We start from the raw sequence: 24,536 nt of genomic DNA, 5'->3' as shown, positions 1-24,536 counted from the left end.
GACCTGTTGTGCAACACAACGGATACAATTACACACAGGTATCAGGAGAAGAAGTCGCATTGTGCATAATTGTACACCTTGGCATATGGATTTTTATCCCTCGCACTTCGTATGGCGCAGTCGAAACTCGCTGGGCAATTCGCCTGTCTGGGCACGGTAAATGCGGCTAAAGTACTTTTCATTCGGATAGCCGCATTTTTCGGCCACCTTGTAGATGGGCAGTGTCGTCTGCTCCAGCAGCATCTGCGCCCGCTCGACACGGGCATCTCTTATGTAATCCTGAAACGGCTTGCCAACGACCTGCTTGAAGCAGCGGCTGAAATATCCCTTGCTCATCATGGCTTCCTTGGCAAGCTCGCTATGGCGGATTTCGGAACTAATATGGCGGTCAATATAAGCCAGAACCTTCATAATTCCTCGTTGAATCTCGTCGTAATAGCCGGATTTTCTGAATTTTTGCGCCATAAACGTCCGAACATATTCCAGCCAGTCCATCCACTCCCCCCAATAGGCGAATGAACCCGGCAACTGAAATGAGTTGGTGGTCTCATCCTGTACAACCTTTTGCCAATTCAACCTGGCCGTGTAGAACACGGCTTTAAGTTGAGGTAAAGGAAGGTAGAGCTGCTCGATCGTCTCTAGCAGCCCACTGTATACTTCCTCCTCCAGCACCCAGAGTAGCTTCGACCATTGCTCTCGCAACTCATCCACCTCCTGATCCGTCCATTCCGGCAATTTTACTTGCAGCTGATCTGCCGGTAAAACATGCAGCAACTGGTTAGCCCGAAAATGATAAAAAAGCTGCCGATCCTTGTAGATCGCCAGCAGCCTTCTCAGAATATCCACGTTCATATGCTGCCAATTTGGTATATATACGAGCTTCCAGCCGCCGCGCCGCAGACCGGCTCGCTCGACCTGCTGTACGATCTCCTGCTCGCTCATGGGCTGACTCCCGGGAGGCTGGGGCAACTTGACCACCCAAGCACGGTAAGTCACTTCAACAACATTCGTTGCGATCACCAAGGGAAGCTCATAAAGCTGCTCCAGCTTGGCTTCCTCCTCCACTGCAAAAAAAGCAAGCCATGTGGATGGACCTTCCACTTCATGTTCGGGCAGGGCGGCATTCAACCCTTGCCTGTTATGGGCAAGAAGCTCCCGCTGGGCATATTCCAGTCGGATCCGGGCATCTATTCGCCCTAACACATCTTCCATTTTGGCCTGCTCCATTTGAATTTTGGCAATATAATCAATCGCGCCCAGCCTCAGCGCTTCCTGTATAAGCCCGAACTCTTGATGAAACGTGAGAATGACATTCCAGATATGCGGGTACTGTTCCCGAACTTGACGAATAAGATCAAGCCCGGACATTGCCGGCATAGCCAAATCCGTAATAAGCAGGTCTACATGCTGCTGCTTTAACAATGCCAGCGCTTGCTCACCACTCGCTGCTTCCGCCACAACCTGCATATCAAAAACATCCCATGGCATCACGGCGATAATCCCTTGCCTCGCCAGCTTGTCATCGTCAACAACCATTACGTTCAGCATACGAAACTGCCTCCTACTTGTAAGTGTATATCATAGGAAATTTTAGAATAATGGATGTCCCGTCACCGCGCTTGCTTGTTATAGAAAGCCTTGTTTTATCCCCGAATCTTGCTTTAAGCGTCCTGCTGACATAATGCAGGCCTATTCCCATCCCTACCGATCGCCGCTCATCTGAATAGCCGTCCAGCAGTCGGTTCAGTTCATCTTCATCCATGCCTTCCCCGTTATCTTTCACCTCAATGATCAAAAGATCCTCAACGGCTTCCATGCTAACCTCAATTACCGTATTGTCCTTTAACCCGTGATATAGGCTGTTCTCAACTAGCGGCTGTAGAATAAACCTCGGCACAGCAGTATCCATAAGCTCCTCATCGGCCCGAATCGATACCTTAAATTGAAAATCATATCGAATTTTTTGCAGCGATACATAATCGTTGAGTGCGTCAATCTCTTGCCGCACCGTGGATTCGCCGCGCTTGCCCATATTATAATAGAGCAATCGATTCAAGGTGGATATAAGATCATTGATTTCTATCATTCCCTTTGAATGCGCCAACCAGCGAATCGTATCCAAAGTATTATGTATAAAATGAGGATTGATCTGAAATAACAGCTTTTCAATCTCCAGTTCCGATTTGCGCTGCTCCGTGATTTTTACATCTTGCAACAGCTCGCGAATTCGATTTCGCATATGTTGAAACTGATACAATACCAAATCAAATTCCGTTATACGCGTCAATTGCAAGGGAGAATGAAAATTGCGATTTTGAATCTGCTTGATTTCATTGTTGAAATGGCTTAGCGGCCGTCGTACAGTGCGCCAGATCATCCAGGCCAAGCCGAGCGCCAACGTCATTGATATTAGAGTAAGTATGGCAAACCGCTTCACCCATATATTTCTTTCCTTGTAGTAATCGGCATTCGCTATAGCGGCAATCATTTTCCATCCCTGATTATGACTTTCCTCAAATAAATAATAGCCGTTTGTTTTCGTGTAGCTTCCCTTAGATGCGGATGGATTATATATCGTTCCAAGCGGGAATTGCTCTGGAAGCTCGGTATAGGTAATGCGGTCGTTATCGACAAAAATGTGAGCCGTCTTCATGCCGGATTGCTCTGCGCTCAACAATTCTATCCAATCAAAGCCCGTTTCTATATAAACATATAGATGTTCATTCCCCGGGACTTCAAGCTTACGCGATACGGATAACACGGTTCGATCGAGAAAACGATTGCTCGTCTGATGAGGACCATAGATGGTAAGCATATCTGTGTGCAACAACCGGGGCTTGTCCTCTGATACGCTATGAGGGTCGGCTTCGGGTTGTTGAAAGACTGGCTGGTTCGTACTTGCGTTGTAATACGTAATAATGCCTAGGCTTGGATTCGTAAAGCCAACCAGATACAAATTATTTTCGATCTCCTGACCCAACTGCGATTTGAGCAAAATATCGGAGGTTTCGCTATATTTTTTGACACTGGCTCCAACTCCTCCATTAAATGCTAGCAGCTGCGAGGCATAATTCAAATTGCGTAATGTATTTTCGAGGGAAAGCCCTACGAACTTAAGGTTGCTCCGGATGCTTCCTTGAATTTTGTTGTCCAGCAAAGAGGTAATGGAATAATAAGAAATCCCTCCTATTAATAATAGTGGGATTAGCGTACTTATTAAAAAGACAAGGGTCAGACGATTCTTCAATGAATAGAGCGGCAACAACAGCCGCTCTGCTAACGAAGCTCTTATTCTCACGGGCTCTCTCCTCATTTTTTGGAGTACTATAATCGTAAGGAAAAGCGACGTTAAATTCAATCTATATAAGAGCACTGGCTATCAATTGATCAGACTGCCCGGCAGTGGGCTCACCGCCTGCTCCTTCAATTGCAGCTTGCGGTAAGCCTGCGCTGACAATACAATGCTGAACTCGTAAAGCAGCATAAGCGGTATGGCAACCAATATGTCGGAGATAAAATCCGGCGGCGTGACCAGCACCGCAAGAGCGGTTAACGCCAAATAAGCGGCTTTGCGAATCCGACGCAGCTTTCCCGGCGTTACAATACGCAGCTTCGTCAGAAACAACACGACGACCGGCAATTCAAACAGTAGCGCCGTTGGCAAAATAATATTGAACATAAAGGAAAAATACTGCGCGATGCCATATGTTTCCTGAAGCCCCATCCCCTGCGACACATTCGAAGTAAACGTAAATGCCATTGGAAACAAAACCAAATAAGCAAAGGCGATGCCGAGCATGAACAGTGCTGCTGCGCCCGGGATGTACTTAAGCGCAGCCTGCTGCTCTGCTAGCCGCAATCCCGGGCGCACAAAGCCCCAAACCTGGTACAACACAAAAGGCATTGACACTGTCAGTGCGATAATAAGGGCGCATTTCATATAAATACCAATCGCGTCCCACGGGGAGAAAACGTTCCAGGCAATTCCGGACGCTGGCGGAGCCGCCTTCAAATAATCTAGCAGCGGGTTTGCCGCCACCAACCCGCCGATGAGCGCAATCCCGGCTACTAACAGCGAACGAATAATGACTTTGCGCATATCACCCAGATGCTCTACTAGCGTCATTTCCCGCTCTTTAGCCATCCACTGCTTCACCATAAAAATCACATAGCATCATAATTAGCCGCCCGTTCGCACTTGCGTTTGGCATCCATGGCACGAAATACGGGTCATTATCCGCATAACGCTCCATGGCATAATATTCCTCTGTCAGCCCATATTTAAGCTGCGCTTCCAACGTTTCTCGAGCCTTATCTCGGCTTCCGGTTTTTAACCAGTGCTCAAACCAGCAATAATCTGGAGTCGATACATACCAAGTGTGCCCTGCCCATGGATCGCTGCTCGCTCCCTGCTTTAATTGGCCGTCATTCATTAAGCCAGTCAATCCGTTGCGCATTAAACCGCGATTACGGAAATAATTCTCAACGAGCTCAGCAGTTTCGCTACTCGGCTTTATAACCCCGGAACGAATCAGGTGTGCAGGCCCATCACCCATATAGGCGCCTAAAGGAGGGTCAGGCATAATATGACCAGCGCGGTTTGAAATCAGAATTTCACCTTCGCGTTGATTATTAGCGACTTCATCCGCGAGAATGGCTTCCATGCTAACCATGTAATCTTCATAGGCAGCCCGTACTTCTGCAGCAAGAGGATCATTGTGATGCTCCAATGCATCCGCGAGCCATTGATAGCCGATCAGATTAACCGCATCTGTGAAGCACCAAGCCTGGTACTCCGTGTCTCCCCAATCCGTGGCTTGCATGGGCGGGAAGATGCCCGGGATGGTGCCCTCAATGACAAGCCTGCGCTGTCGTTCCATCCACTGAAAGGCTAGCAATGCCGACTCGCGGTACTTTTTATAAGCGCTGTCCCCACCAGCAAGCATATGCCGAGCTGCCCCCCAGACAGCAGCGCCGGTTATATTCGCCCAATCCTCAGAACCTGGAAAATTATGAATTCTGCCCGCATTTTGCCCTTCCTTCACTTGCAATACATTGAAGAATAGCTCGTACGATGAATCCGTATACCGTTGGAAGTCGCCGATCCGATCCAATGCAATCAGGAACTCAACAGCCTCCGTTGGCCAAATTGCCCGTTGCATGCCACCTTGGCGCGGCAAAACATACGCTTGTCCGATCGGATGGCAAAACATTTGTAAGCATTGGGCCACAAGCGACCGATACATCGTTGTTTCATTGGCCGAAGACCTTGCGGGATATACCCGGATGCGTGCCAGCTCATTTCTCCAAAATGTCAGCATGCCGGCTTTCTCCGCCTCGTAATCAAAAGCATGCGCCGCCCCATCCGCCAACACTGCAGTAAAGGAAGCTTCTTCGCCCGGTTGCAGCACAAAACCAAGCTTCAAAATATGCCGGCGGTGCCACGGCTCTCCCTTCTTGTCTCCCTCCCATTCCATCTTCAATCGCTGTATATCTTGCAAGCGCAGTTGGTATTTATCATCGGTCAGAAGCTCCCCTTCATGCTTCCATGTCGGGGAAACGAACCCCCAGCTGCCAATGGCATCATCAAATTCCGTATAGCCATCCGCAGACGATCCCGCGAGCACCGGCTCCAAATCAGTGCGAAGCATTAACGCCAGTTGTCCGCTAACCTCCCAAAGTTTCGTGTTCACAACCGATACCTTCATGTAGATGGATGGATTTCTTTCATTGCTGCAAAAACTCTCCATACGCAGCGTATATTCTCCCATATCGTAGGAGATCCCATGCAAGGGAATTCCCTCTCGATTCACCTCATACTTGGCCAGCTGATAGTTTGGCGGCTCGAGGGCTTCCCCTACCAGAATCCGTACCCCTGCCGCTTCGCCTCCATACCTGCTATCTGTTATATCTCCACATACAATACGAAGATCGGGCCACATCGTTACCAGCTTTTCTGCCAGCGGCGGATGTAAATAACGCTTCACTGTATAGGGACGTCTCCATTCGCTTTTTTTCATTGCTTCAGCTCCTCGTATACAAGTTCGACCTGCCTCCCTATAATAGAGCACCATTCTTGACATAGGGATACATTTTCATCCTCATTTAGGGATAATAATTCGCATTATTCATAACTCGCGTTCCCCTGAAAAGCAAACAAGCTCTCAATGGCATCAGCCATCCGAGAGTTAATCTTTTGTGGATTCCGGCTCGGCTCGAACGATGCGTAAATCCGAGCCATCTAAGGGGATGGAGAACTCCCTTTTTTATGTTGATCGCTCAAATTAGTTTTGGCGTGCCGTTTACTGATGAGAGCGACGAACGTGAAGACATAGAGGGTCAGACTCACTGTGAACGTCAGCATCGGCCACGTCAACAGCACGTCCCCGAAGTCAGCCTCGTTCCTCACGACAATCAGTGACAGGACTAGTCCTAGCAAGGCGAGGGGATACACGAGCTGGCCGTCGTCCTTTTGCTTTAAGAGTCGCGTAATCGCAGTATTGAGGGCGAACAGCGTGATCGTTGCTTTCATATAGGAGCCGGCCATCATGGACATGCCGATGATGGATTCCAGCCTTTCGATGATCTCCTGGATGCTTATGAGCCTAGAAATGTTGAATAGCGGATACTGGTATTCGTTCGTTAAAGGGCCAAGCGCCATGATACAGCACAAGGAGGTGAATGAAACCAACAGCCAATTGATCAAGTAGCCCAGGAAAATCGGTTTGGTTGCGGTCTTCCCTTCTTTGGGACGCAAGTAGGCAAATACAAAGGCGAAGACCAGGAAGTCTCCATAGATAAAGCCGCTCGTAAGATACGCGCTATGGAATACAGGCTTGATGCCCATTGGCAGGACGGGAAGCAGGTAGTTGAGATGGTAGCTTTCCACATTGAACACCAGGACCAATACAATGACGCCGACCAGAAGAAAGCTGAGCAGCATGAACATGCGCGCCATGACCAGCGCCCCCGCCCTCACCGTCAATGCGGAGATCATGGCCATAAGGCCATTGAAGATGAACACGGGAGTATCGCGCATCATCGTAGTCGTGAAAAACGCACCGATCGAAAAGTAAATGTAGGCTTGCAGCAATATCATAAAGACGATGTAAGGCACCATCAATATCAGAGTAACCGGGTAGCCGATCGTCCGAATCCCGCCTTCAATCAAGGTTTCTCCTGGAAACCGTCGGTTCAGATAAAGCATGCATCCGAGGGGAAGGCATCCGAATAGGCCAGATACGAGCATCGACAACCAAAATGCGTTGCCGGACTGCGCGAGCAAAGTGGAAGGAACGAATAGTATGGTAGATCCGGTCATATAAACGAGGAGCAGTACAGCCATTTGTACGGGAGAGATCATGTTGTCAGTCTTCATCGGAGCTCGCCGCCCTTTTGTCGGAAGCCTCTGTTTGCGGCGAGACTTTCAGCGAAGTATCGACTGCTTTTGCAGGCTTGGCAAAGACCTGATTGACCGCGTCCTGAATATTTGGAAACGGTCGATTCAGAATGTAGCCGCCGGCACAGTAAAGGAAATACAAAATCATCGCGAAGTAGCAGAATCGGACTTGCCAGGAGATTTTGCTTATCCTTTTCCAATCGGGGATCAAAACTGAGGCAAGCGCGATCAAACAACATATCAGTTTCAGGGTCATCGACTACTCCTCCTGATCGCCGTAGGGCATTGGCTTCGTAAGTCCCGTATTGGTCATTTGAATCTCCACTTTGACCTGGAAGGTCGCTTGAGACAGCCGTCTCCCCCAACTACTCTTCCACTTCAGCCATAGGGCGGGATGGCGGCGATACAAGGCATCGCCGATATTCAGAAGATCAAGCTGACGGGCCTGCATTGCGCTGATTTCCTTCTGTAGCTCCTGCTCGACGTACTCGGCGATTTTTTGTTTGATATGCTCTTCGTCGCTCGCCTTACGGATCTTTGAGCATCGCAGCTCCCCATAGCCGCCTACCAATAAAAGATGGATTCGGACCGCTACGGATTCGCCTTTGGGTTCGACCTTTGTGGTGCTGGATACCATCACATGTTCGAAGGTGTCTTTTTTGGACTTGGGATTTTCCTCGCATGGATAGGTGACGACCCCTCGTTCATACTCATTTCGCAGCATGAGCAAGTATTCCGCTTTCCCGGCCGGAATTCCCGGCTGGACGATGGAGTAATCGCGGAAGATGGCCACCCCATTCATCACCGCAGGATCCTTCTTCCCGCCCGACGAGGCCATGTACGGCAGGACAGCGATCCCGGTCTGACTCTTGAGGGCAATCGCGACCTGGAGCAAATTCATCTTTTTCGACATCCCCGTGAACCGTTTGGAAGATTGGCTAATTTCCCGCAGTTGTTGGCTGATCGTGCTCTCTATGTAGGGCTTGCGCGTCAAATAGTCGCTGGCTAGCCCCTTCGTAATCGCGAACTGCGCAGTTTCCCGAGGTTCGTGATCTCGGAGGAAATAATCCAATATGCCTTTTAAGTTCTGATTCTTAGCTATTTGTTCGCTGACAAGCACAATGCGAATGTGTCCCCACTGGGCGACGCGGCCAACTTCATTGGCGATGTTGGCAATCGCTTCCGACATGTTTTCTCCCTCGGTGTGGATATTGAAACTTTCCGACGCTTTAGGTGCGCCCTCCAGGCCGCCGCCAGGCTTGTAAAATTGGGTTGTCAGCCGGATACGATTATCCTCTGTAAGGTCGACGGCGACGGCCTGTACGAATGCCCATTCCGTCAGTTCGTACTTATTCCAGCAGCCGGTCAGGAGAACAAGTGCTAGAAAGGCCAATACTGCGAATGGAGACCGCATCATCGGCTGCCTCCGGAGCCGTGTCGGGGCCTTTTAAGCATGGAACGAATCGGTTGACGGAAGATCATACTGCTAAGCATTCGGCTCCAATCCAACGGCGCGAATCCGGTTAAGTAGTATTGGGACAGCGACTTTAGCTTGGTCAGATGAAGCATAATTAGGAAATAGCCGATCATCAGACCGAATCCGCCTAACGTAGCAGCCAAGATCATGAGCGGAAATCGAAGGACGCGCAAGGCGATCGCCAAGTTGTACTGAGGCATCGCGAAAGACGCGATCCCGGTTAACGCAACGACGATGACCATGATCGGCGAAGCGATCTTCGCCTGGATCGCCGCCTGTCCAATGACGAGGGCGCCGACGATACTGACGGCGGAACCGATCGGACGAGGCAAGCGGATCCCGGCCTCCCGGAGCAGTTCGAAAAAAAACTCCATCAAAAGCGCTTCTACGAACGCGGGAAACGGGATTTTCTCCCGCGTGTCGAGAATGGCCAAGAGCAGCACCGTAGGGATCAGCTCGGTGTGAAACGTCGATAGCGCGACATAAAGACTGGGCAGCGTAGCCGCCATGATGAAGGCGATCACGCGAAGCCAGCGAATTAGGGTCGAAAATACGGTTCTCTGATAATAGTCCTCACTTGTGGAGAAGAAATCGATGAATAGCCCCGGACAGATCATCACAGTAGGCGAGCCTTGGACCAGCACGATGATCTTTCCCGTCAATAGCGCGGAGGTCGCCACGTCCGGCCGTTCCGTGTACCTGACTTGAGGGAAAGGGGTAAATACCGACTCCTCTACCCATTCTTCCAGGTAAGTCGTATCGAGAATTTCTTTATCCTCAAGACCGCTTAGCCGCTGCTCGAACAGCTTTAGATCCTCCGGATCCACCCTATCGCTCAAGTACCCGTATACAATATCTCGGCGGGTGTACTCGCCGGCATGCAACAACTTGAACTTCAGCTTAGGCGTCTTGATCAGCGCCCGGAGCAGGCCGATGTTCGTCTTTAGATCCTCGATCGTACTGTTGTGCGGACCGAAGACGACCGGCTCCATCGTTGGCTCGGAGACGCTTCTCGTCTGTACTCCCGGCATTTCGCAGCCAATCGCCCGATCCCATCCGTCCAACAAAAAGACGACGTTGCCGTCGGTGAGACTCTGTGTGACTTGCTCAATGGAGTCAAGCAGGTGAGCGGAATGGGTGGACACCCCTTGTGCTTCCCAATAATGGGACAGCTTGTCCGGAGTCAGCGTCTTATCCAGCGCGCCAAGCAAAGGCGATAGATCTTGAATCAATGCGCTCATGTAAGTGATTCGATAATTTTGCGACAAGGTATCGAGCAAAATACCGACGGAAGCATATTCCAGATCCTGCCCGTAGCTCCATTCCTTGATCGTGAGATCGTGGCAATCCGAGAAGATCGCTTCGATGCGGGCACGGGATTCCGTCAAGTTCGGTGATATGGGCTCATACGCGTCAGGAACATTAGGCATAGCAAGCATTCCTTTCCACCCAAGTTCCCATAGTATTCCAGACCCCGAGCTAATTATTCGATGCCTGCTTTTGCCGCAGCTCGTGGGAATAAAAAAGGAACAGGCACCCGAGGTAGTCTGCTCCCTGATTATTTTATTTTCCCAGCCTTCGAACATTAAGATTAAGCTGCTTTCCGATTGTACGCACGTACCGCAAATAGATAGGCGACAATCATTATACCTACGCACCACGCAAGAGCAACCCAGATCTCATTGCCTACCGGTTGACTTGACAGTAGAGAGCGGATGGTTTCTACGATAGATGTTACCGGCTGGTTTTCGGCAAAGACGCGTACGGCAGATGGCATCGTTTCGGTCGGTACAAAAGCCGAACTGATAAACGGCAGGAAGATAAGCGGATAGGAAAACGCGCTAGCCCCTTCCACCGTTTTCGCGGACAATCCGGCAATCGCCGCGACCCAGGTCAAAGCCAGCGTAAACAGCACGAGAATGCCGGCTACGGCAAGCCAAGACAGGACATCCGCCGATGAATTAAAGCCCATAACGAGCGCTACGAGAAAGATTACCGCAACAGAAATGATATTGGATACGACAGAGGTCAGCACGTGCCCCCACAACACGGAGGAACGGGCAATCGGCATAGTGTGGAATCGCTCGATAATGCCCCGTTGCTTATCCAGAAACAGTCGGTAAGCCGTATAAGATATGCCGCTTGCAATCGCAATTAACAGGATGCCGGGCAACAGATAGTTCACATAGTTATCGGTACCGGTTTGGATTGCGCCCCCAAACACGTAGACGAACATCAGCATCATTGCAATCGGAGTGATACAAACCGTGAAAATAGTGTCCATGCTTCGTAAAATATGGCGCATAGAACGTCCAAGCATAACGCCCATATCGCTGAAAAAGTGAGTTTCCATTTACATGGCCTCCTTCTTGCCGATAATAGCGAGGAATATATCCTCCAATGTCGGCTGTTTTTCAACATACTCCACCTTCGCTTGCGGAAACAGCTTTTTCAGCTCCGCGAGCGAGCCGACTGCGATGATCCTGCCCTCGTGCAAAATGGCAATACGGTCTGCAAGCTGCTCGGCTTCTTCCAAATACTGCGTGGTTAGGAATACCGTTGTGCCGCAGTCGGCAAGCTCCTTGACAATCTTCCAGGCTTCCATACGTGCCTCAGGATCAAGCCCTGTGGTCGGCTCGTCAAGGAAAATGAGCTGCGGGTTTCCGATCAGGCTCATGGCAATGTCGAGCCTGCGGCGCATACCGCCCGAATAGGTGGACACCTTGCGGTTGGCGGCATCGGTCAAGCGGAAGCGATTCAGTAAATCATCCGCGATCTGACGCGGATTTTTGAGATGCCGCAGTTTTGCAATCATGATCATATTTTCTCTTCCGGTCAATATTTCGTCCACGGCGGCAAATTGCCCGGTCAAACTGATCGCATGTCGTACATTCTCGGGTTTTGACGCGACGTCAAACCCGTTTACGGTGACGGTTCCCCCATCCTTTTTGAGCAGTGTGGAAAGAATCCTGACAATCGTCGTCTTACCTGCTCCGTTCGAGCCGAGCAGGGCGAAAATCTCCCCTCGCTTCACTTCAAAATCGACGCCCTTTAGAACTTCCGTGTTCTTGAAAGATTTTCGCAAACCTTTCGCTTCAATTAAGTTCTCCATCGCCATCCTCCTCTTTCTTTGATTTTGATTTGCCCGCAACTTTTTTCAGGGCCTTGTTAACTTCTTGGTCAACGGATTCTTGATACATATCCGCATAAGTCTTGGAATCTTTGATTAGATCGTCGCAGAAAGCCGCTACGTCGCTGCCCGTCACATCGAGCACCTCTTTCCCCGAGGCTGCTCCCTCTTCAAAAAGATCAATAATTCCCGATAGCAAACCTGTACCGTCGGTTAGTGCAACGGGGCCGACCTTAAAATAATATTTTTGAATCTCTTTATAAACAATCTGGTAATCTCGCGGGAGCGCCTTGACGCGTGCCATGTGCGCTCGCCATTCTTTTTTGCCTTGGATGATATCTTGTATTTTCATTTTATCCTCCTATTTACCTAATTTTTTGGCGATATTATTGTTAAGTTGCTCGCGCCACTTGTCGCGGTGTGATTTTGCTCCTTCTTCGCCGGCCAACGCTGAACAGAAGCCTTTGATATCGTCGCCCAAAACCTCTTGGACACTCTGGCCGTCCGCTGCCGTTTCTTCGAGCAGGCCAAGCACGCCGTCAAGAATCGGCATGAGGTTGCGTCCAGTGAAATCCGAGTATTTCCAAATATTAAGATGGATTTCTGCCCATGCGGCTTGATATTCAGCCGGCAGCTTTTGGGCTCGCGATTCAAAAGCTTTCATTGCCTTCGTCATGTCGCTGCCGGTGATTTTTTCCCAAAAATTCATTCTCTTCTCTCCTTTAACTCATTCATCTTTGAGGACACGAACTCCCATTTTTCCCAGAACTTCCGCAGCTCCTCCCGCCCCGCGTCGTTGATCGCGAAAAACTTTCGCGGCGGTCCCAGGTCGGAGGGCTTCTTTGTGATCTCTACCAACTTGTTTTTTTCAAGCCGGATCAGGATGGTGTACACCGTTCCCTCCACAACATCGGTGAATCCGAGAGTGTTCAGCCGCCGCGTGATTTCGTAGCCGTAAGTTTCTTCCCGGCTTATTATTTCAAGAACGCAGCCCTCAAGCACGCCTTTGAGCATTTCAGTTAAGTTTTCCAGTACAATCACTCCTCGCTACTCCGCATGACTGGTATGCAGTATTACTTACTACCACTACAAAGTATCACACAGTAGCCGAATTGTCAATAGCGACAACATGGTTCAGACACGATTATTGATTCGACCAGTAAAGATATAGTTGCGCTGACCGTCCAATAAAAAAAGAAGCAGCTGCCACTGGCAATCTGCTCCTTGTGTTCCCTCAATTCCACATTTTCAGTCATTCTGCTCGATCGTGACGAAGCTCTTCGTTATCATAAGTAAAAGACACTAAGGTACTGGAATCCAATCAGATCTCCCCATATGCCCCTCTTAATCTGTAATATCGTCGAAATTTTGCAAAAGACGCTGCTCCAGCCTTTTCTCGTTTGTTTTTAGTTCTTGCATGATCGGAATCGTCATATCGGTATTGGGGTTGTATTTCAGGCCCCAGTGCATAATGGCAAAAACGACCGGAAACAGGTCAAGCGCCTTTTGTGTGGGGCGGTACATAGTTTGTGCGCGATTTGAATCTCCTTCTATCTTGACGAGCAGGCCTCCTTCGATCAGTGATTGGAGACGTGCGCTCAAAATATTAGTTGAGATGCGCTCGCGTGAAGCAAGAAACTCGCGGTAATACCTTTTGTTATGGATAAGGACGTCACGAAGTATGACTAGGCTCCAGGGATCACCCCATAGGTCGAGCGCATATACGATTGGACAAACGGATGAAGGTCGCTTTTTCATGAGAATGATTATACAATCCGTACTTGCATTTTGCAATTTTGTACTTGCAAATTGCAAGTACAAAATTTATACTCGGTGTGTAGTCTACAATTAACGAGGAGAGATCATTTGCATGAATCAAAGTTACAGCACTTTTTTTACGGTAGACCAAAGCCCCGAAAAAGTCTTCGCCGCCATTAATAACGTCCGCGGATGGTGGTCTGAGGAAATTGAGGGCACTACCGACGAACTCGGTGAATTTAAGTACCACTACCAGGATATTCACCGTTGTACCATCCAAATCACCGATCTTGTTCCAGGTAACAAGGTGGTTTGGCACGTTACTGACAACTACTTTAACTTCGTAAAGGACAAGAACGAGTGGACGGATACCGACCTTGTTTTTGAAATCGCCAAGAAAGACGGAAAAACAGAAGTTCGATTTACACACCTTGGCCTCGTTCCAACGTATGAGTGCTATGCCGTCTGTACGGATTCCTGGGGCATCTACATAAACGGCAGTCTTCGCGACTTGATCGCCAAGGGCAAGGGCCAGCCCAACCAAAGCGAGCAAATTGCAAACAAACACGGCATAAAGAATTCTTAACTTTAATAAGGGATCCTCTGACTGTCGCTACAGCCGGAGAATCCCTATTAAGGTAACGCGCCCTATTAGGCCGCCGGGTCAACCGCACAACTAATCTGGAACGTAGGTCAATCTGATCACCTGCTCGCCAATTCGATCGCTTGCCACGAGGCGCAGCGGCGGCCGCGGACCGGCGAAGAACGGCTTTCCGTGTCCCAGCACGACCGGATGGAGATAGAGTCGATATTCATCAACGAGATTGAGCTCCGTTAGACCGTGCGCCAACTCCGGCCCGGCAACTTCAATCACTCCTTCATGCTGAGCCTTCAACTCACTTATGGCCGCTTCAAGGTCGCCCTCGATCAGAGATGCGTTTGGACCGACGGACTTTAAAGTTCTCGACACAACCCACTTCGGTTTGCTTTGCCACGCCGCTGCGTATTCCCGTTCCGGTGCATCCCACTCAGATTGGTCTTCGTCCCAATACCGCATGATCTCGTACATGCGGCGCCCGTAGAGGATTCCCGCTTGCCCGCGCACGTCGTCAATGAAATGACGAAATAGCACGGGGTCGGGCCGAAATGCCATGTGGTCGACGAAACCGTCCAGTGACTGGTTCAATGAGTAAACGAACTTTGCCATGCGACTGACTCTCCTCCTTTTTTTATCAACCGTTCCCTCGATGTTATCGTACAAATTCTCTATCACTGTATATTCGAGGTAAAGCCAATGTATCCTGCTCGTAAGTGGAAGAGTCTGCCGATATTGTCACCAGCCTGTTATCATCTGTGTTATCGATTCTCGCTAACAGGTACGCCATTGATATCGAAATTGGTAGGTTCCCGATTCCAAATCTAACGTCACGCGGTTTTCGTGGAGCGCGACGATCCGAACTCCTTCCGCCTCGCCCAGCCTTATGCCTTTCTCCGTCACCCGATCTTGCAGCGCGTTCGGCAAGACGAGCGTAGCCGTCGTATTCGGGGGAATTGCGACTTTCATGTTCATCTCCCCGTTCTCCAGCCTCCAACCGGACACGATCTCTCCGTACATCGATTGGTAGGTCGCTTTGGCATAGGTAAGACTAGGACTTGGAAGCGGCTTGATCCGAATATGCTTGAAGCCCGGCGCGGCTTCATCCGTGTCTATTCCCGCTACATAGCGATAGAACCACTCTCCGATCGCCCCGAAAGCGTAATGATTAAAGGAATTCATGTCCGCGCTCCAGAAAGAACCGTCTTCCTTCCGACCGTCCCAATGCTCCCAGATCGTTGTCCCCCCTTGTTCGACGGAATAGAGCCATGACGGAAAACGACGCGACAATGCCAGTCGATACGCCAAATCGCTTCTGCCGATATCCGAAAGCGTCGGGCAGATATAGGGGGTTCCCAGAAATCCGGTCGTCAGCTTAAAATCCGTTTCCTCGAGGAGCCGAATGAAGCTTTTCTCCACTTGTTTGCGGATCGGGCCTTCAACCAATCCGAATCGAAGCGCCAACACGTGCGCCGTTTGGGTCGGAGACGCCAGCCTTCCCGTAGGCGTAACGAACTCTCGATTGAAACTGTCGCGAACGTTCGCGAACAGTTCTTCGTATAGGGCGACGTCCCCTTCCTTCCCTAACGCGCGCGCGGATTTGGCGAGCAAGCTCACGGAATAGGCGTAAAAAGCGGTCGCAATCAACTCCTTCGGAGTCGCGCCCGCGTAGCTTCCTGCGGGTGCGTCCAGTGCCAGCCAATCTCCGTACTGGAAACCTTCGTTCCGAAGAAACTCCTGCTCTCCCGATTCGCGCAGGAATTCGACCCATGCTTTCATGCTGTCGTATTGTTCTTCCAGCACGCGCGAATCTCCATAACAAGAGTAGATCGTCCACGGACAGATGACCGCCGCATCCCCCCATCCCGAGGCGGAATGCATTTCCCATCCCGGCAGCGTATCCGGAATCGTATGAGGCACGCCGCCGTTCGGCAGTTGGTCCGCCTTCAAGTCTCTAAGCCACTTGGCGAAGAAAACGGCAACATTCATATTGTGGGCGGCCGTCCGAACGAAAACCTGCGCGTCGCCCGTGTATCCTAATCTTTCGTCGCGCTGGGGGCAATCCGTCGGCACGTCGAGGAAGTTTCCTCGTTGCCCCCACACGATGTTGCTTTGCAAACGGTTGACCAGAGGATCCGAACATTCGAACGTCCCTGTCTCTTCCAAGTCCGAGCTGACGACGTGCGCAGTAAACGATTCGGGAAGCAAGTCTCCAGGATACCCGCTCACCTTCACATAACGAAAGCCTTGAAACGAGAAACGCGGTTCATATCGTTCGTTCCCCGTTCCTCTGCAAATATAGCTTGTCTTCTGCTTCGCGGAACGCAGATTGTCGACATACAGGTTCCCGAACGCATCCAATTCTTCGGCATGGGTCAGTTCGACAAGCGTTCCCGCTTCCCCCGTCACCGAATATGAAACCCATCCCGTCAGATTTTGGCCGAAATCCAATATCGTTTCTCCGGTCGGGGATCCCAAGACCCGTTCCGGTTTAAGCTCTCGCACGATTACCGTCGGTACGTTTTCCTGCGGGATGAGCATTTGTTTGCCGCGTTTCATCGTATCGACGGGCAGCCAATTCCGATCGTCGTACTCCGGCAGGCTCCACTCGTCTTTCTCGAGTCTAGCGTCGTATGTCTCTCCGTCGTAGAGGGAAGCCATGACGATCGGACCGGTCTCCGCCCGCCAAGTGCCGTCCGTCGCGACGGACTGTTCGCTGCCGTCCTCGTAGACGAGATGCAATTCAAGCAGCGCGGCTCGGCGATCCCCATAAAAATCGCGGGGATGCCCGCCGATCCTGCCTTTGTACCACCCGTCCGCGACGGTGATTCCGATTGCGTTGCCGCCAAGCCGGATCTGCTCCGTCACGTCGTAGGTTTGCGTTTGGAGTCGGTGATGGTAGCTAGTCCATCCCGGCGCGAACAACTGGTCCTTCAAGCGGCGGCCGTTAAGCTCCAATTCGTATACTCCGAGCGCGGTCGCGTAGATTCGCGCGGATCGAATCGGGGATTTCGCTTCGAAAGCTTTGCGGAATAGAGGCACAACTTCCGCCGGGAGATTCCGCCGCTCCGGGTCGAATGTAATCCATTGCGCGATCCACTCTCGAAAATCCAATATTCCCGTCTCGAAGCTGGCGTTCTGCCAGTCGCTTTCCCGGCCTTTGATATCCCTGGCTCGCACTCGGCAGTAGTAGACTTGACGGGATTTAAGCGCCTCTCCTTCGTACCCGACGTGGACGGACCGATCCGAGTCCACTCCCCCCGAATCCCAGATTGGACTTCGGAAATGCGGATCGCCCTCGGACACTTGGAGCCGATATCCGGCTTGCCGGATTCCTCTGCCCGTTCCGTAAAGCTTCCAACTGAATCGGGGAAAGCGCACGCCGATGCCGAGCGGATTAAGCCTATATTCGACGCGAAGATCGGCAACGCCGAATTCGGTCGCTTCGGACCTGCGGGTTTCCTCTGTCTTGCTCTGATCAACCTTTAATCGCACCGTCGACGAGTCCTTTCATCATATATTTCTGGGTGAAGAAAAACAGAACGATCAGCGGCAAGGTCGCCATGACGCACAGCGCGAAAATCGGACCGTAATCGATCGATTGGTTATTCGCTTTGAATTGCACGACTTGCGCCATCAACGTCATTTTAGCGGGATCCTTCAAATAAAGCAGCGGACCGAAAAGATCGTTCCAGATTCCGTAGATGTTCAACATAATAAGCGTCCCGGTCGCCGGAAGCAGGAGCGGAAAAATAATCAGCCAGAACGCGCGATATTTTCCGTATCCGTCGATGGCGGCCGATTCTTCGATTTCCTTCGGAACGGACTTCGTGAACCCCGCGTACATGAAGGTCGCCATCGGGAGCGCGCCCGCCGCGTACAATAGAATCATGAAGGTGCGCGTATCGATCAAATGCAAGGCAACTCCCATCTTGAACAAGGGGATCATTCCCGTCTGCAGCGGAATGACCATACCCGAGATGAAGAAGTAAAAGAGAAATTGAAAGAACTTGCGCGGAATACGGGCAATGACGTAACCCGCCATGGAGGAAACGACGACCATGAGCCCGATCGAACCGACGCTTATTGCGAGCGTGTTGAAGAAACCAAGCGGAACGTCGACTTTCGCAATGGCCTTCTCATAATGGCCCCAATACAAGGAATCGGGTAGGCTTAAGGGCTGATACAATTGATCCGGAGATTTAAAGCTGGTCAATATAAGATAAAAAATCGGATATAAGAACAGCAACGCGGTCAGCAGCATTCCGATCTCCAGCGCCGCGCTCCCGGGATCCTTCCGCTTAGCTAAGAGCTTGCCCATTACATCTCCACCTCCTTGCGCCGCATGATCCTCAATTGAAGCAGCGTAACCGCCATAATGAAGATCATCAGAACGATTCCGCCCGCGATGGCATAGCCGTATGTGTTTTCCCGGAATGCGGCGTTGTAGATCGCAAGCGTGAGCGTATAGGACGACGAGCCGGGGCCGCCTCCGGTCAGGACATAAGGAATATCGAACATCTTCAGACCGCCTACGATGGTCAGAAATACAACGATCGTCGTCGCGGGCATGAGCATCGGAAGCGTCACGTGCACGAACCGGTTGACCGCCTTGGCGCCGTCCATCTTCGCGGCTTCGTACAAATCTTGGGGAATGGCCTGCAATCCGGCCAAGTAAATGACCGCGCAATAGCCGAGCCCCTGCCACTGCGTCAGGGCGATGAGGGTCGGGAACACGGAGCGCGTGTCTCCCAGCCAATCCCGCTCCCAGGCTTGCAGCCCCATTCGTTCCAGCAGGCCGTTCAGCAAGCCGTCGTACTGCAGGATTTGCCCCCACACGATCGAGGTGACCACGAGACTGACGACCACGGGCAAATAAAACGCGACTCTGAGTAAAATTTTCGTTCTGAAGGGGCGGTTCAACAAGACGGCCAATAACAAGGATAAGGGGTTCTGGACGACGATACCGAACAAGGTGACCCAGAGCGTGTTTTTCGCCGCCTGAAGCATCTTGGAATCTTCGAGCAGGAATGCATAGTTGTCCCAGCCGATGAACTTGGCCGGACGAATGGAATCCCATTCGGTAAACGAATAGTACAAACTTGAAGCGAACGGATAATATACGAACGCTATGAACAAAGCCGTTGCCGGAAGGATGAACCAGAAGCCGGTCCACCACTCCCGCGCGCTCGGTTTCAACATGATCTCACCTGCTGACTATTCGACCGGCCGCTCGATGAGCCGGCCGGTCGAATTGGAATGGATGGTTTTACTCGGCCGGAAGGATAACCGTGCCTTTGTCTTTATCCAGCTTCTTCTGGGCTTCCGTCAAATCCTTCGGATCGAACTTGAGGCCCGAAGCCACTTTCGTGAACGTCTCTACTAGCGACGTCATCGCGGACGCCGGCAAATAGGTTTCGTACCCCATACCGGATTCCGTCTCGTCGACAACCTTCAAATATTCGTTTAGCGCGGAATTCGGATAGTCGAGCTGCATCCCCTGGATAGCCGGAACCGTTCCGCTGCCTACGTTAAACGGTCCGTACACTTCCGGACTAGCGATGACGTCGACTAAATCTTTCGCTTGCTGCATAAGTTTGGTTTTGGCGTTTACCGAAAGCGACTGGTCGATGCCCAGAGACAGCTTGGCATACCCTTTGTCTGTGCGGAACGGGAAGTAGCCGATATCAAACGGCGTATGTCCCTTCGTTTGGAAATTCTCTTCCGCGGTTCCCGGCATCCACGGACCTTGAACGATCATAGCCGCCTTCCCCGAACTGAACAGCTCCGCGGATTGCGGCCAGTCGATGCTCAGCGCGGTCTTGTTCAGGTAACCCTTCTCGACCATCTCTTGCAGATGCGTCATGACTGCTTGAACTTCAGGACCGTCCAGTTTTTTCTTGCCTTCGTAAAGGTCTTTGCCGTAAGTCGGACTGCTCTCGTTGCCGTAAGGCTGCATCCACAGATTAAAAGTCATGCTCGCCGTCCATACGTCCTTGAAACCCGCCGCCACCGGCGTAAAACCTGCCGATTGTATTTTGGCAAACGCGGCATCCATCTCCGCCCAGGTTTTCGGCACTTCGATTCCCAAGTCGGCGAAGATCTTTTTGTTGTACCAGATTCCGCTCGCGGCGATGCCCATAGGCAGCGCGTATACCGCGTCCTTGAACGAATAGGCGCTTTTTGCGCCCGGATTCAGCTCCGTCGCCCACGACTCCCCGGACAAATCCGCCAAATAACCGACTTCTCCGAATGCCGCGGTTTTGCCTTGATGGAAAAAAACGTCCGGCGCCGTATCCGAGGCCAGCTCCGCTTTCAGCTTATCCGAATACGTATCCCCCAGCGTAATGTCCCATTGAATGGAGGCGTTCGGGTATTTCTGCTCGTATGCCTTCTCGACGTTAGTCTTGAATTCTTGCATGTACGGCCTGTCGTCGATGAACCAGGCTCCGAGTCGGATCGTAAAAGCGTCGTCATTACCGGACGAGGTTGCGCTAGTTCCGGAAGCGGGCGCATCCGGGGTTTTCGAAGATTGAGCTTCGTTAGCCTCGTTTCCTCCGCATGCCGAGAGCAGCGTGGCCAGCGCCAGGGTCGACGCAAGAAGCATTCTGTTTCTTTTTCTTTTCACTAGAATTTGACCTCCTGGATGTTAGGTTGGGTTTCGGCGCCACAAGACGATGGCGTCTCCCTTGTCTTAAGATTAAAGAATCTCGCCTGGATTCGACATGTGTCTATTTGTCAGGAACTGTTCTGTATTTTTCTTTAACCCTTATAGTCTCCGGGCGTTTTCCCGGTCGTTTTCTTGAACAATTGGCTAAAATGGGCGGCGTCCTTGAACCCCACAGCATAAGCGACTTCATAATGCTTCAGGTTGGTCGTCGTCAGCTTTTCCTTGGCGACTTCGATCCGGTGCTCCCATAACAAATCTCTGAAATTTCGACCGGTTTCTTTCTTGATGAGCCTGCTTAGATACGAATAGTTGACGAATAGCTCGTCCGCCAGCATTTGCAGCGTAATGTCCTCCATATAACGGCATTCGATGAACTTCATAGCGGAATCGATATATTGGGCGGACGAACTTTGCCTGGCATGACCGACAAGAGTCGCCGTTTTCTTCAGAAATTGTTCCATGTAAGTCATCAAATCGGAAAGAACTGTAAAAGCAAGAACGCTTTTGCGAACGGCAACCGTCTCTTCCGGACTCTGTTGAATGCCGAAGGAATGGAGCACTTGTCCCGCCGTCTCAACTATTTCCGTACAAGCTTCCTGAATGCGCGTTTTGCTTAACCCCTCCATTAAGAACGTTCTGTTCAAAGTTCTTAAATATTCAGAAACGAAGATTTCGTCCCCCCTGCGCAATAGGTCGGACAGCTCGGAACGTTTCGTCTCCGATTGCTCCCGCTTCTGTTCCCTCATCGACAGCATGGCGGAATAAGCGACGATCGAATTCCGCCCGATCAGCATACGGTAATCCAAGCAACTCCGAGCTTCGTCCAGTCCTTTGCGAAGCTCCCTCGCGGAGGACAGACGATCGCTGATGCCGATCGAAACGCTGAAGGCCAGCGAAGCTCGGATGGCGTCGAGAAGGTGTCGGGCAATCTCCATTGCTTCATGCGCCGATTGTTCCTTCGATACGTCCGGGAGCATGAACAGAACTAAATAAACGCCGCTTGGCGACAACGCCGACCAGTACAGGTGCGGGTATAACGACATGACATCGGCGATGATCTCGCGTAAAGCAAGGTTTGAAAAGGGGTTGCCCGTATCCTCCAAAATCCCTGCGTTATCGATTTCGATGGAGAGGAACACTGCCGCTTGATTCATCGCTTCCGGCTTTCCGAGCGAACCCGGCTTTTCCCCGTCCGACATCGCGGGGTTCAACAGCGTTCGAATCCATTCTTCCTGTTGAACCCATTCGGGTCTCCGTCGATCCAATCGGTGATCCTTGATCCACTTCACTCGTTCCACGAGCTCGTCCTCGTGGAACGGCTTCGTAATGAAGTCCACGGCGCCTAGCTTAACGGCCTGCTTGGCATATTCAAATTCGCCGTATGCGGTCAGGAAGATCACCTTCATCTCCGGAAATTCCTCAAGAACGCGTCTCGTCAATTCGATGCCGTCCATGTAAGGCATGCGAATATCGGTGATCAATACGTCTGGCGCGTCTCCTTTCGTTCCGGCTATCGTTTCGTAGGCCTCCCATCCGTCTGCCGCTTGCCCGACGATCCTGCAACCAAGTCTGTCCCAGGCCGGCAGGGAAACCACGTAATCCCTGACGGCTTTTTCGTCGTCTACGATAAAGAGCTTCATGGCGATGCGATCCCCTCTCTAGTTGATAATTCCGCAGGCTCGTTGAATAAGATCGGCAAGAGAAGCCGGATGATCATCCCTTGCTCGCCTTGACGTTTCTCGATTCCGTAGCGCTCTCCGAAATGCAGCCGAATCCGGGATTCGATTCCCTTCAGACCCGATCCCATTCCTTTGGATTCGCGAGCCGGAGGCTGCGCGGAGCCGCCGTTGTCCTCGATCTCGATGACGAGGTTAAACTGGCTTTCGTAGGCTCGGATATCAATGCGGCCTATCCCGCGAATATGATCGATTCCATGGACGAACGCGTTCTCGATGATCGGTTGCAAAATCAGCTTCGGAACTTCGACCTGCTTCAAGTGTTCAGGCAGGTCGATCCCGTACTCGAATCGGTCTTCGAAACGATATTGATGGATTTGCATGTAGATTTTCGCGAAATTCATCTCAACGTCCAAGGGAACGAACGGTTTGCCCGGCGATATCGAAAATCGAATAATGCTGGATAAGCTCTTCACGACGTAAGGGATCCGTTCGATCTTATCGTTGGACTTGGCTAGAATGCTTACGTATTCAAGCGTATTATGCAGAAAATGAGGATTGAAATAGGTCCGGATCGCCGCCAGCTGCGCCTCCTTCTGCTCGAGCTCCGCTTTATAGACCTTCTGAATCAAATCCTTAGTTTCCAGAATCATCCGGTTAAAGCTGTGGCACAGCTGCGCGATCTCGTCGTGGGACCCGAAGTTTTCGATTAATTGGTAGTTTTCCTTTTCCGCTTTACGCATGAGCTTGCTCAGGGTGGCCAAGGGACTGGTGATTTTTCGCAGCACGTAATAGGTAATGACGATGACCGCTATCCAGGCTGCAAGCGCGACCGCGACGGAGAAGACGGCCAATCTCCGAATTCCCGCGCTCGCTTCCGACACGGGGATCCGGCTTACATACTTGAATCCCGTCGATTTGGATTTGGTTTCCGTCGCGATCGTATCCCTCGTCGCCGGCGAAGGAATCAGCTCTCCGATCGACTGCCGAAGGTCGGAGGACAACACGACGTTGCTTGCACTCGTAATGAAAAAGGAACCCCTATCGTAAGAGTCGTATAGCGATGGTACTTTGATCGGATCCAGCAAAACGACCAAATTTCCGAGAACCGTTCCCAATTCAGGATCGACGAGCTGCAGATTGCAGATCAACCGGTGATGATCGACGAAAAAAGCCCATTCCGGCACGCCTTGCTTCTCGAACGGCATGATGACGATCGCTTCGTAATACTGGATGTCGGGGTTGGAGCCCGTGAAATAATGTTTGCCCTCCGCGTCGAAGAGGTGAATCGAATCGGCGAAATCGCCGATGTTCTTGCTCATGTCCTCCAATTCGATCCGCAGCATTTCTTCTACCCTTTCCTCCAGAGCGTCCCTTTCGGACGGCGCAAGCGGATACCGATCCGGCATGGAAGCGTTGCGAAGGAGCGCGTTGACGAACCGATTGTCGCCGATGCCGGAAGCTTCCCTAGCAAACGCCTTAAAAACCCCGTCGATTTTGTCCGAGGTTTCGGCCATCGTTCGTTCGAAAGATTGATCGACGTTATTCTCGAGAATTCTTTTCGAAGTCACATAGAAGGTAGCGCTTACAATAATCAAGGGAATCAGCGTTAATAGCGAATAAATCAACATCATTTTGTAATGCAATTTCGATCGAACGAACCGAACGATTTTCATGCGGCGAACCTCTCCTGTCATCGTGCGTCTTCGAGTTACGGTATTTCTCTATCCTCGCAGAAGGCCCCGTCCCCAGTCAATGCGGGAAATGACTTTCTCTATTCTCTATTTGACAAGTGCAAAAGCCCCTTGCCGGGATCTCCGGAAGGGGCTCG

22 protein-coding genes are annotated in these 24,536 nt (G+C 51.2%); 1 reads left to right on the top strand and 21 read right to left on the bottom strand.

The window, feature by feature from the left end:
- Window positions 1–93: 93 nt before the first annotated feature.
- The 14 genes from DFP98_RS20875 to DFP98_RS20810 all read right to left on the bottom strand — a co-directional run bounded on the left by DFP98_RS20875 (window position 94) and on the right by DFP98_RS20810 (window position 13,827).
- Window positions 94–1,548, bottom strand: a complete 1,455-nt coding sequence (locus DFP98_RS20875) for a response regulator transcription factor (RefSeq protein WP_116062546.1) — start codon at window positions 1,546–1,548, stop codon at window positions 94–96.
- Window positions 1,549–1,561: 13 nt separating this feature from the next.
- Window positions 1,562–3,298 (bottom strand): sensor histidine kinase, encoded by a 1,737-nt coding sequence (locus DFP98_RS20870; RefSeq protein WP_181917828.1) that lies wholly within the window; start codon window positions 3,296–3,298, stop codon window positions 1,562–1,564.
- Window positions 3,299–3,379: 81 nt separating this feature from the next.
- Window positions 3,380–4,144, bottom strand: coding sequence for a twin-arginine translocase subunit TatC (tatC, locus tag DFP98_RS20865; protein ID WP_116062544.1), 765 nt, complete (start codon window positions 4,142–4,144; stop codon window positions 3,380–3,382).
- Window positions 4,137–6,020: a hypothetical protein gene (locus DFP98_RS20860; RefSeq protein WP_116062543.1), complete on the bottom strand. Its 1,884-nt coding sequence runs from the start codon at window positions 6,018–6,020 to the stop codon at window positions 4,137–4,139. The genes tatC and DFP98_RS20860 overlap by 8 nt, the downstream gene beginning before the upstream one ends.
- Window positions 6,021–6,241: 221 nt before the next feature.
- A complete protein-coding gene (locus tag DFP98_RS20855; RefSeq protein ID WP_116062542.1) occupies window positions 6,242–7,378 on the bottom strand; it encodes a GerAB/ArcD/ProY family transporter in 1,137 nt (378 codons plus the stop codon).
- Window positions 7,368–7,655, bottom strand: coding sequence for a hypothetical protein (locus DFP98_RS20850; RefSeq protein ID WP_116062541.1), 288 nt, complete (start codon window positions 7,653–7,655; stop codon window positions 7,368–7,370). The genes DFP98_RS20855 and DFP98_RS20850 overlap by 11 nt, the downstream gene beginning before the upstream one ends.
- Window positions 7,656–7,658: 3 nt before the next feature.
- Window positions 7,659–8,816, bottom strand: coding sequence for a Ger(x)C family spore germination protein (locus tag DFP98_RS20845; protein WP_116062540.1), 1,158 nt, complete (start codon window positions 8,814–8,816; stop codon window positions 7,659–7,661).
- Window positions 8,813–10,306, bottom strand: coding sequence for a spore germination protein (locus DFP98_RS20840; RefSeq protein WP_246016623.1), 1,494 nt, complete (start codon window positions 10,304–10,306; stop codon window positions 8,813–8,815). Before DFP98_RS20840 ends, DFP98_RS20845 begins: the two co-directional genes overlap by 4 nt.
- A 161-nt stretch (window positions 10,307–10,467) precedes the next feature.
- Entirely contained in the window at window positions 10,468–11,229 is a 762-nt protein-coding gene (locus DFP98_RS20835; protein ID WP_116062538.1) for an ABC transporter permease, read from the bottom strand.
- Window positions 11,230–11,988, bottom strand: a complete 759-nt coding sequence (locus DFP98_RS20830; RefSeq protein WP_116062537.1) for an ABC transporter ATP-binding protein — start codon at window positions 11,986–11,988, stop codon at window positions 11,230–11,232.
- A complete protein-coding gene (locus tag DFP98_RS20825; protein ID WP_116062536.1) occupies window positions 11,972–12,358 on the bottom strand; it encodes a DUF1048 domain-containing protein in 387 nt (128 codons plus the stop codon). Before DFP98_RS20825 ends, DFP98_RS20830 begins: the two co-directional genes overlap by 17 nt.
- 9 nt (window positions 12,359–12,367) lie before the next feature.
- On the bottom strand, window positions 12,368–12,715 hold the full coding sequence (locus DFP98_RS20820) for a DUF1048 domain-containing protein (RefSeq protein WP_116062535.1): 348 nt from the start codon (window positions 12,713–12,715) through the stop codon (window positions 12,368–12,370).
- Window positions 12,712–13,020 (bottom strand): PadR family transcriptional regulator, encoded by a 309-nt coding sequence (locus DFP98_RS20815; RefSeq protein WP_116062615.1) that lies wholly within the window; start codon window positions 13,018–13,020, stop codon window positions 12,712–12,714. The genes DFP98_RS20820 and DFP98_RS20815 overlap by 4 nt, the downstream gene beginning before the upstream one ends.
- A gap of 330 nt (window positions 13,021–13,350) precedes the next feature.
- Complete coding sequence (locus tag DFP98_RS20810; RefSeq protein ID WP_116062534.1) at window positions 13,351–13,827, bottom strand: winged helix-turn-helix transcriptional regulator; 477 nt, start codon at window positions 13,825–13,827, stop codon at window positions 13,351–13,353.
- Window positions 13,828–13,876: 49 nt separating this feature from the next.
- Between DFP98_RS20810 and DFP98_RS20805 the strand changes: the two genes are divergently transcribed.
- The gene (locus DFP98_RS20805; RefSeq protein WP_116062533.1) at window positions 13,877–14,350 is read left to right on the top strand and encodes an SRPBCC family protein; all 474 of its coding nucleotides are present in this window, start codon (window positions 13,877–13,879) and stop codon (window positions 14,348–14,350) included.
- A gap of 90 nt (window positions 14,351–14,440) precedes the next feature.
- Here the strand turns inward: DFP98_RS20805 and DFP98_RS20800 are convergent, their stop codons facing one another.
- The 7 genes from DFP98_RS20800 to DFP98_RS20770 form a co-directional block, all read right to left on the bottom strand.
- On the bottom strand, window positions 14,441–14,971 hold the full coding sequence (locus DFP98_RS20800) for a dihydrofolate reductase family protein (protein ID WP_116062532.1): 531 nt from the start codon (window positions 14,969–14,971) through the stop codon (window positions 14,441–14,443).
- 162 nt (window positions 14,972–15,133) lie between these two features.
- The gene (locus DFP98_RS20795; RefSeq protein ID WP_116062531.1) at window positions 15,134–17,854 is read right to left on the bottom strand and encodes an alpha-L-rhamnosidase; all 2,721 of its coding nucleotides are present in this window, start codon (window positions 17,852–17,854) and stop codon (window positions 15,134–15,136) included.
- Window positions 17,838–18,680, bottom strand: coding sequence for a carbohydrate ABC transporter permease (locus tag DFP98_RS20790; protein WP_116062614.1), 843 nt, complete (start codon window positions 18,678–18,680; stop codon window positions 17,838–17,840). Before DFP98_RS20790 ends, DFP98_RS20795 begins: the two co-directional genes overlap by 17 nt.
- Window positions 18,680–19,561: a carbohydrate ABC transporter permease gene (locus DFP98_RS20785; RefSeq protein ID WP_116062530.1), complete on the bottom strand. Its 882-nt coding sequence runs from the start codon at window positions 19,559–19,561 to the stop codon at window positions 18,680–18,682. The genes DFP98_RS20790 and DFP98_RS20785 overlap by 1 nt, the downstream gene beginning before the upstream one ends.
- A 67-nt stretch (window positions 19,562–19,628) precedes the next feature.
- Window positions 19,629–20,987 (bottom strand): ABC transporter substrate-binding protein, encoded by a 1,359-nt coding sequence (locus DFP98_RS20780; protein WP_116062529.1) that lies wholly within the window; start codon window positions 20,985–20,987, stop codon window positions 19,629–19,631.
- Between the two features lie 134 nt (window positions 20,988–21,121).
- A complete protein-coding gene (locus DFP98_RS20775; protein ID WP_116062528.1) occupies window positions 21,122–22,669 on the bottom strand; it encodes a response regulator in 1,548 nt (515 codons plus the stop codon).
- The gene (locus tag DFP98_RS20770; protein ID WP_181917827.1) at window positions 22,666–24,381 is read right to left on the bottom strand and encodes a sensor histidine kinase; all 1,716 of its coding nucleotides are present in this window, start codon (window positions 24,379–24,381) and stop codon (window positions 22,666–22,668) included. Before DFP98_RS20770 ends, DFP98_RS20775 begins: the two co-directional genes overlap by 4 nt.
- Window positions 24,382–24,536 lie beyond the last annotated feature (155 nt).

It is taken from the genome of Cohnella phaseoli, assembly GCF_003386235.1.
GTDB classification, from domain to species: Bacteria; Bacillota; Bacilli; order Paenibacillales; family Paenibacillaceae; genus Cohnella; species Cohnella phaseoli.
Note: the sequence above shows the minus strand (reverse complement) of the source record. Positions and strands in the feature narration are given on the sequence as shown.

What these genes read in the sequence shown, in the direction of transcription:
- tatC (WP_116062544.1), bottom strand. Translation starts at nt 4,144, where the DNA reads ATGGCTAAAGAGCGGGAAATGACGCTAGTAGAGCATCTGGGTGATATG.
- DFP98_RS20855 (WP_116062542.1), bottom strand. Translation starts at nt 7,378, where the DNA reads ATGAAGACTGACAACATGATCTCTCCCGTACAAATGGCTGTACTGCTC.
- DFP98_RS20790 (WP_116062614.1), bottom strand. Translation starts at nt 18,680, where the DNA reads ATGGGCAAGCTCTTAGCTAAGCGGAAGGATCCCGGGAGCGCGGCGCTG.
- DFP98_RS20830 (WP_116062537.1), bottom strand. Translation starts at nt 11,988, where the DNA reads ATGGAGAACTTAATTGAAGCGAAAGGTTTGCGAAAATCTTTCAAGAAC.
- DFP98_RS20815 (WP_116062615.1), bottom strand. Translation starts at nt 13,020, where the DNA reads ATGCTCAAAGGCGTGCTTGAGGGCTGCGTTCTTGAAATAATAAGCCGG.
- DFP98_RS20850 (WP_116062541.1), bottom strand. Translation starts at nt 7,655, where the DNA reads ATGACCCTGAAACTGATATGTTGTTTGATCGCGCTTGCCTCAGTTTTG.
- DFP98_RS20770 (WP_181917827.1), bottom strand. Translation starts at nt 24,381, where the DNA reads ATGAAAATCGTTCGGTTCGTTCGATCGAAATTGCATTACAAAATGATG.
- DFP98_RS20805 (WP_116062533.1), top strand. Translation starts at nt 13,877, where the DNA reads ATGAATCAAAGTTACAGCACTTTTTTTACGGTAGACCAAAGCCCCGAA.
- DFP98_RS20825 (WP_116062536.1), bottom strand. Translation starts at nt 12,358, where the DNA reads ATGAAAATACAAGATATCATCCAAGGCAAAAAAGAATGGCGAGCGCAC.
- DFP98_RS20835 (WP_116062538.1), bottom strand. Translation starts at nt 11,229, where the DNA reads ATGGAAACTCACTTTTTCAGCGATATGGGCGTTATGCTTGGACGTTCT.
- DFP98_RS20840 (WP_246016623.1), bottom strand. Translation starts at nt 10,306, where the DNA reads ATGCCTAATGTTCCTGACGCGTATGAGCCCATATCACCGAACTTGACG.
- DFP98_RS20845 (WP_116062540.1), bottom strand. Translation starts at nt 8,816, where the DNA reads ATGATGCGGTCTCCATTCGCAGTATTGGCCTTTCTAGCACTTGTTCTC.
- DFP98_RS20875 (WP_116062546.1), bottom strand. Translation starts at nt 1,548, where the DNA reads ATGCTGAACGTAATGGTTGTTGACGATGACAAGCTGGCGAGGCAAGGG.
- DFP98_RS20775 (WP_116062528.1), bottom strand. Translation starts at nt 22,669, where the DNA reads ATGAAGCTCTTTATCGTAGACGACGAAAAAGCCGTCAGGGATTACGTG.
- DFP98_RS20785 (WP_116062530.1), bottom strand. Translation starts at nt 19,561, where the DNA reads ATGTTGAAACCGAGCGCGCGGGAGTGGTGGACCGGCTTCTGGTTCATC.
- DFP98_RS20820 (WP_116062535.1), bottom strand. Translation starts at nt 12,715, where the DNA reads ATGAATTTTTGGGAAAAAATCACCGGCAGCGACATGACGAAGGCAATG.
- DFP98_RS20800 (WP_116062532.1), bottom strand. Translation starts at nt 14,971, where the DNA reads ATGGCAAAGTTCGTTTACTCATTGAACCAGTCACTGGACGGTTTCGTC.
- DFP98_RS20860 (WP_116062543.1), bottom strand. Translation starts at nt 6,020, where the DNA reads ATGAAAAAAAGCGAATGGAGACGTCCCTATACAGTGAAGCGTTATTTA.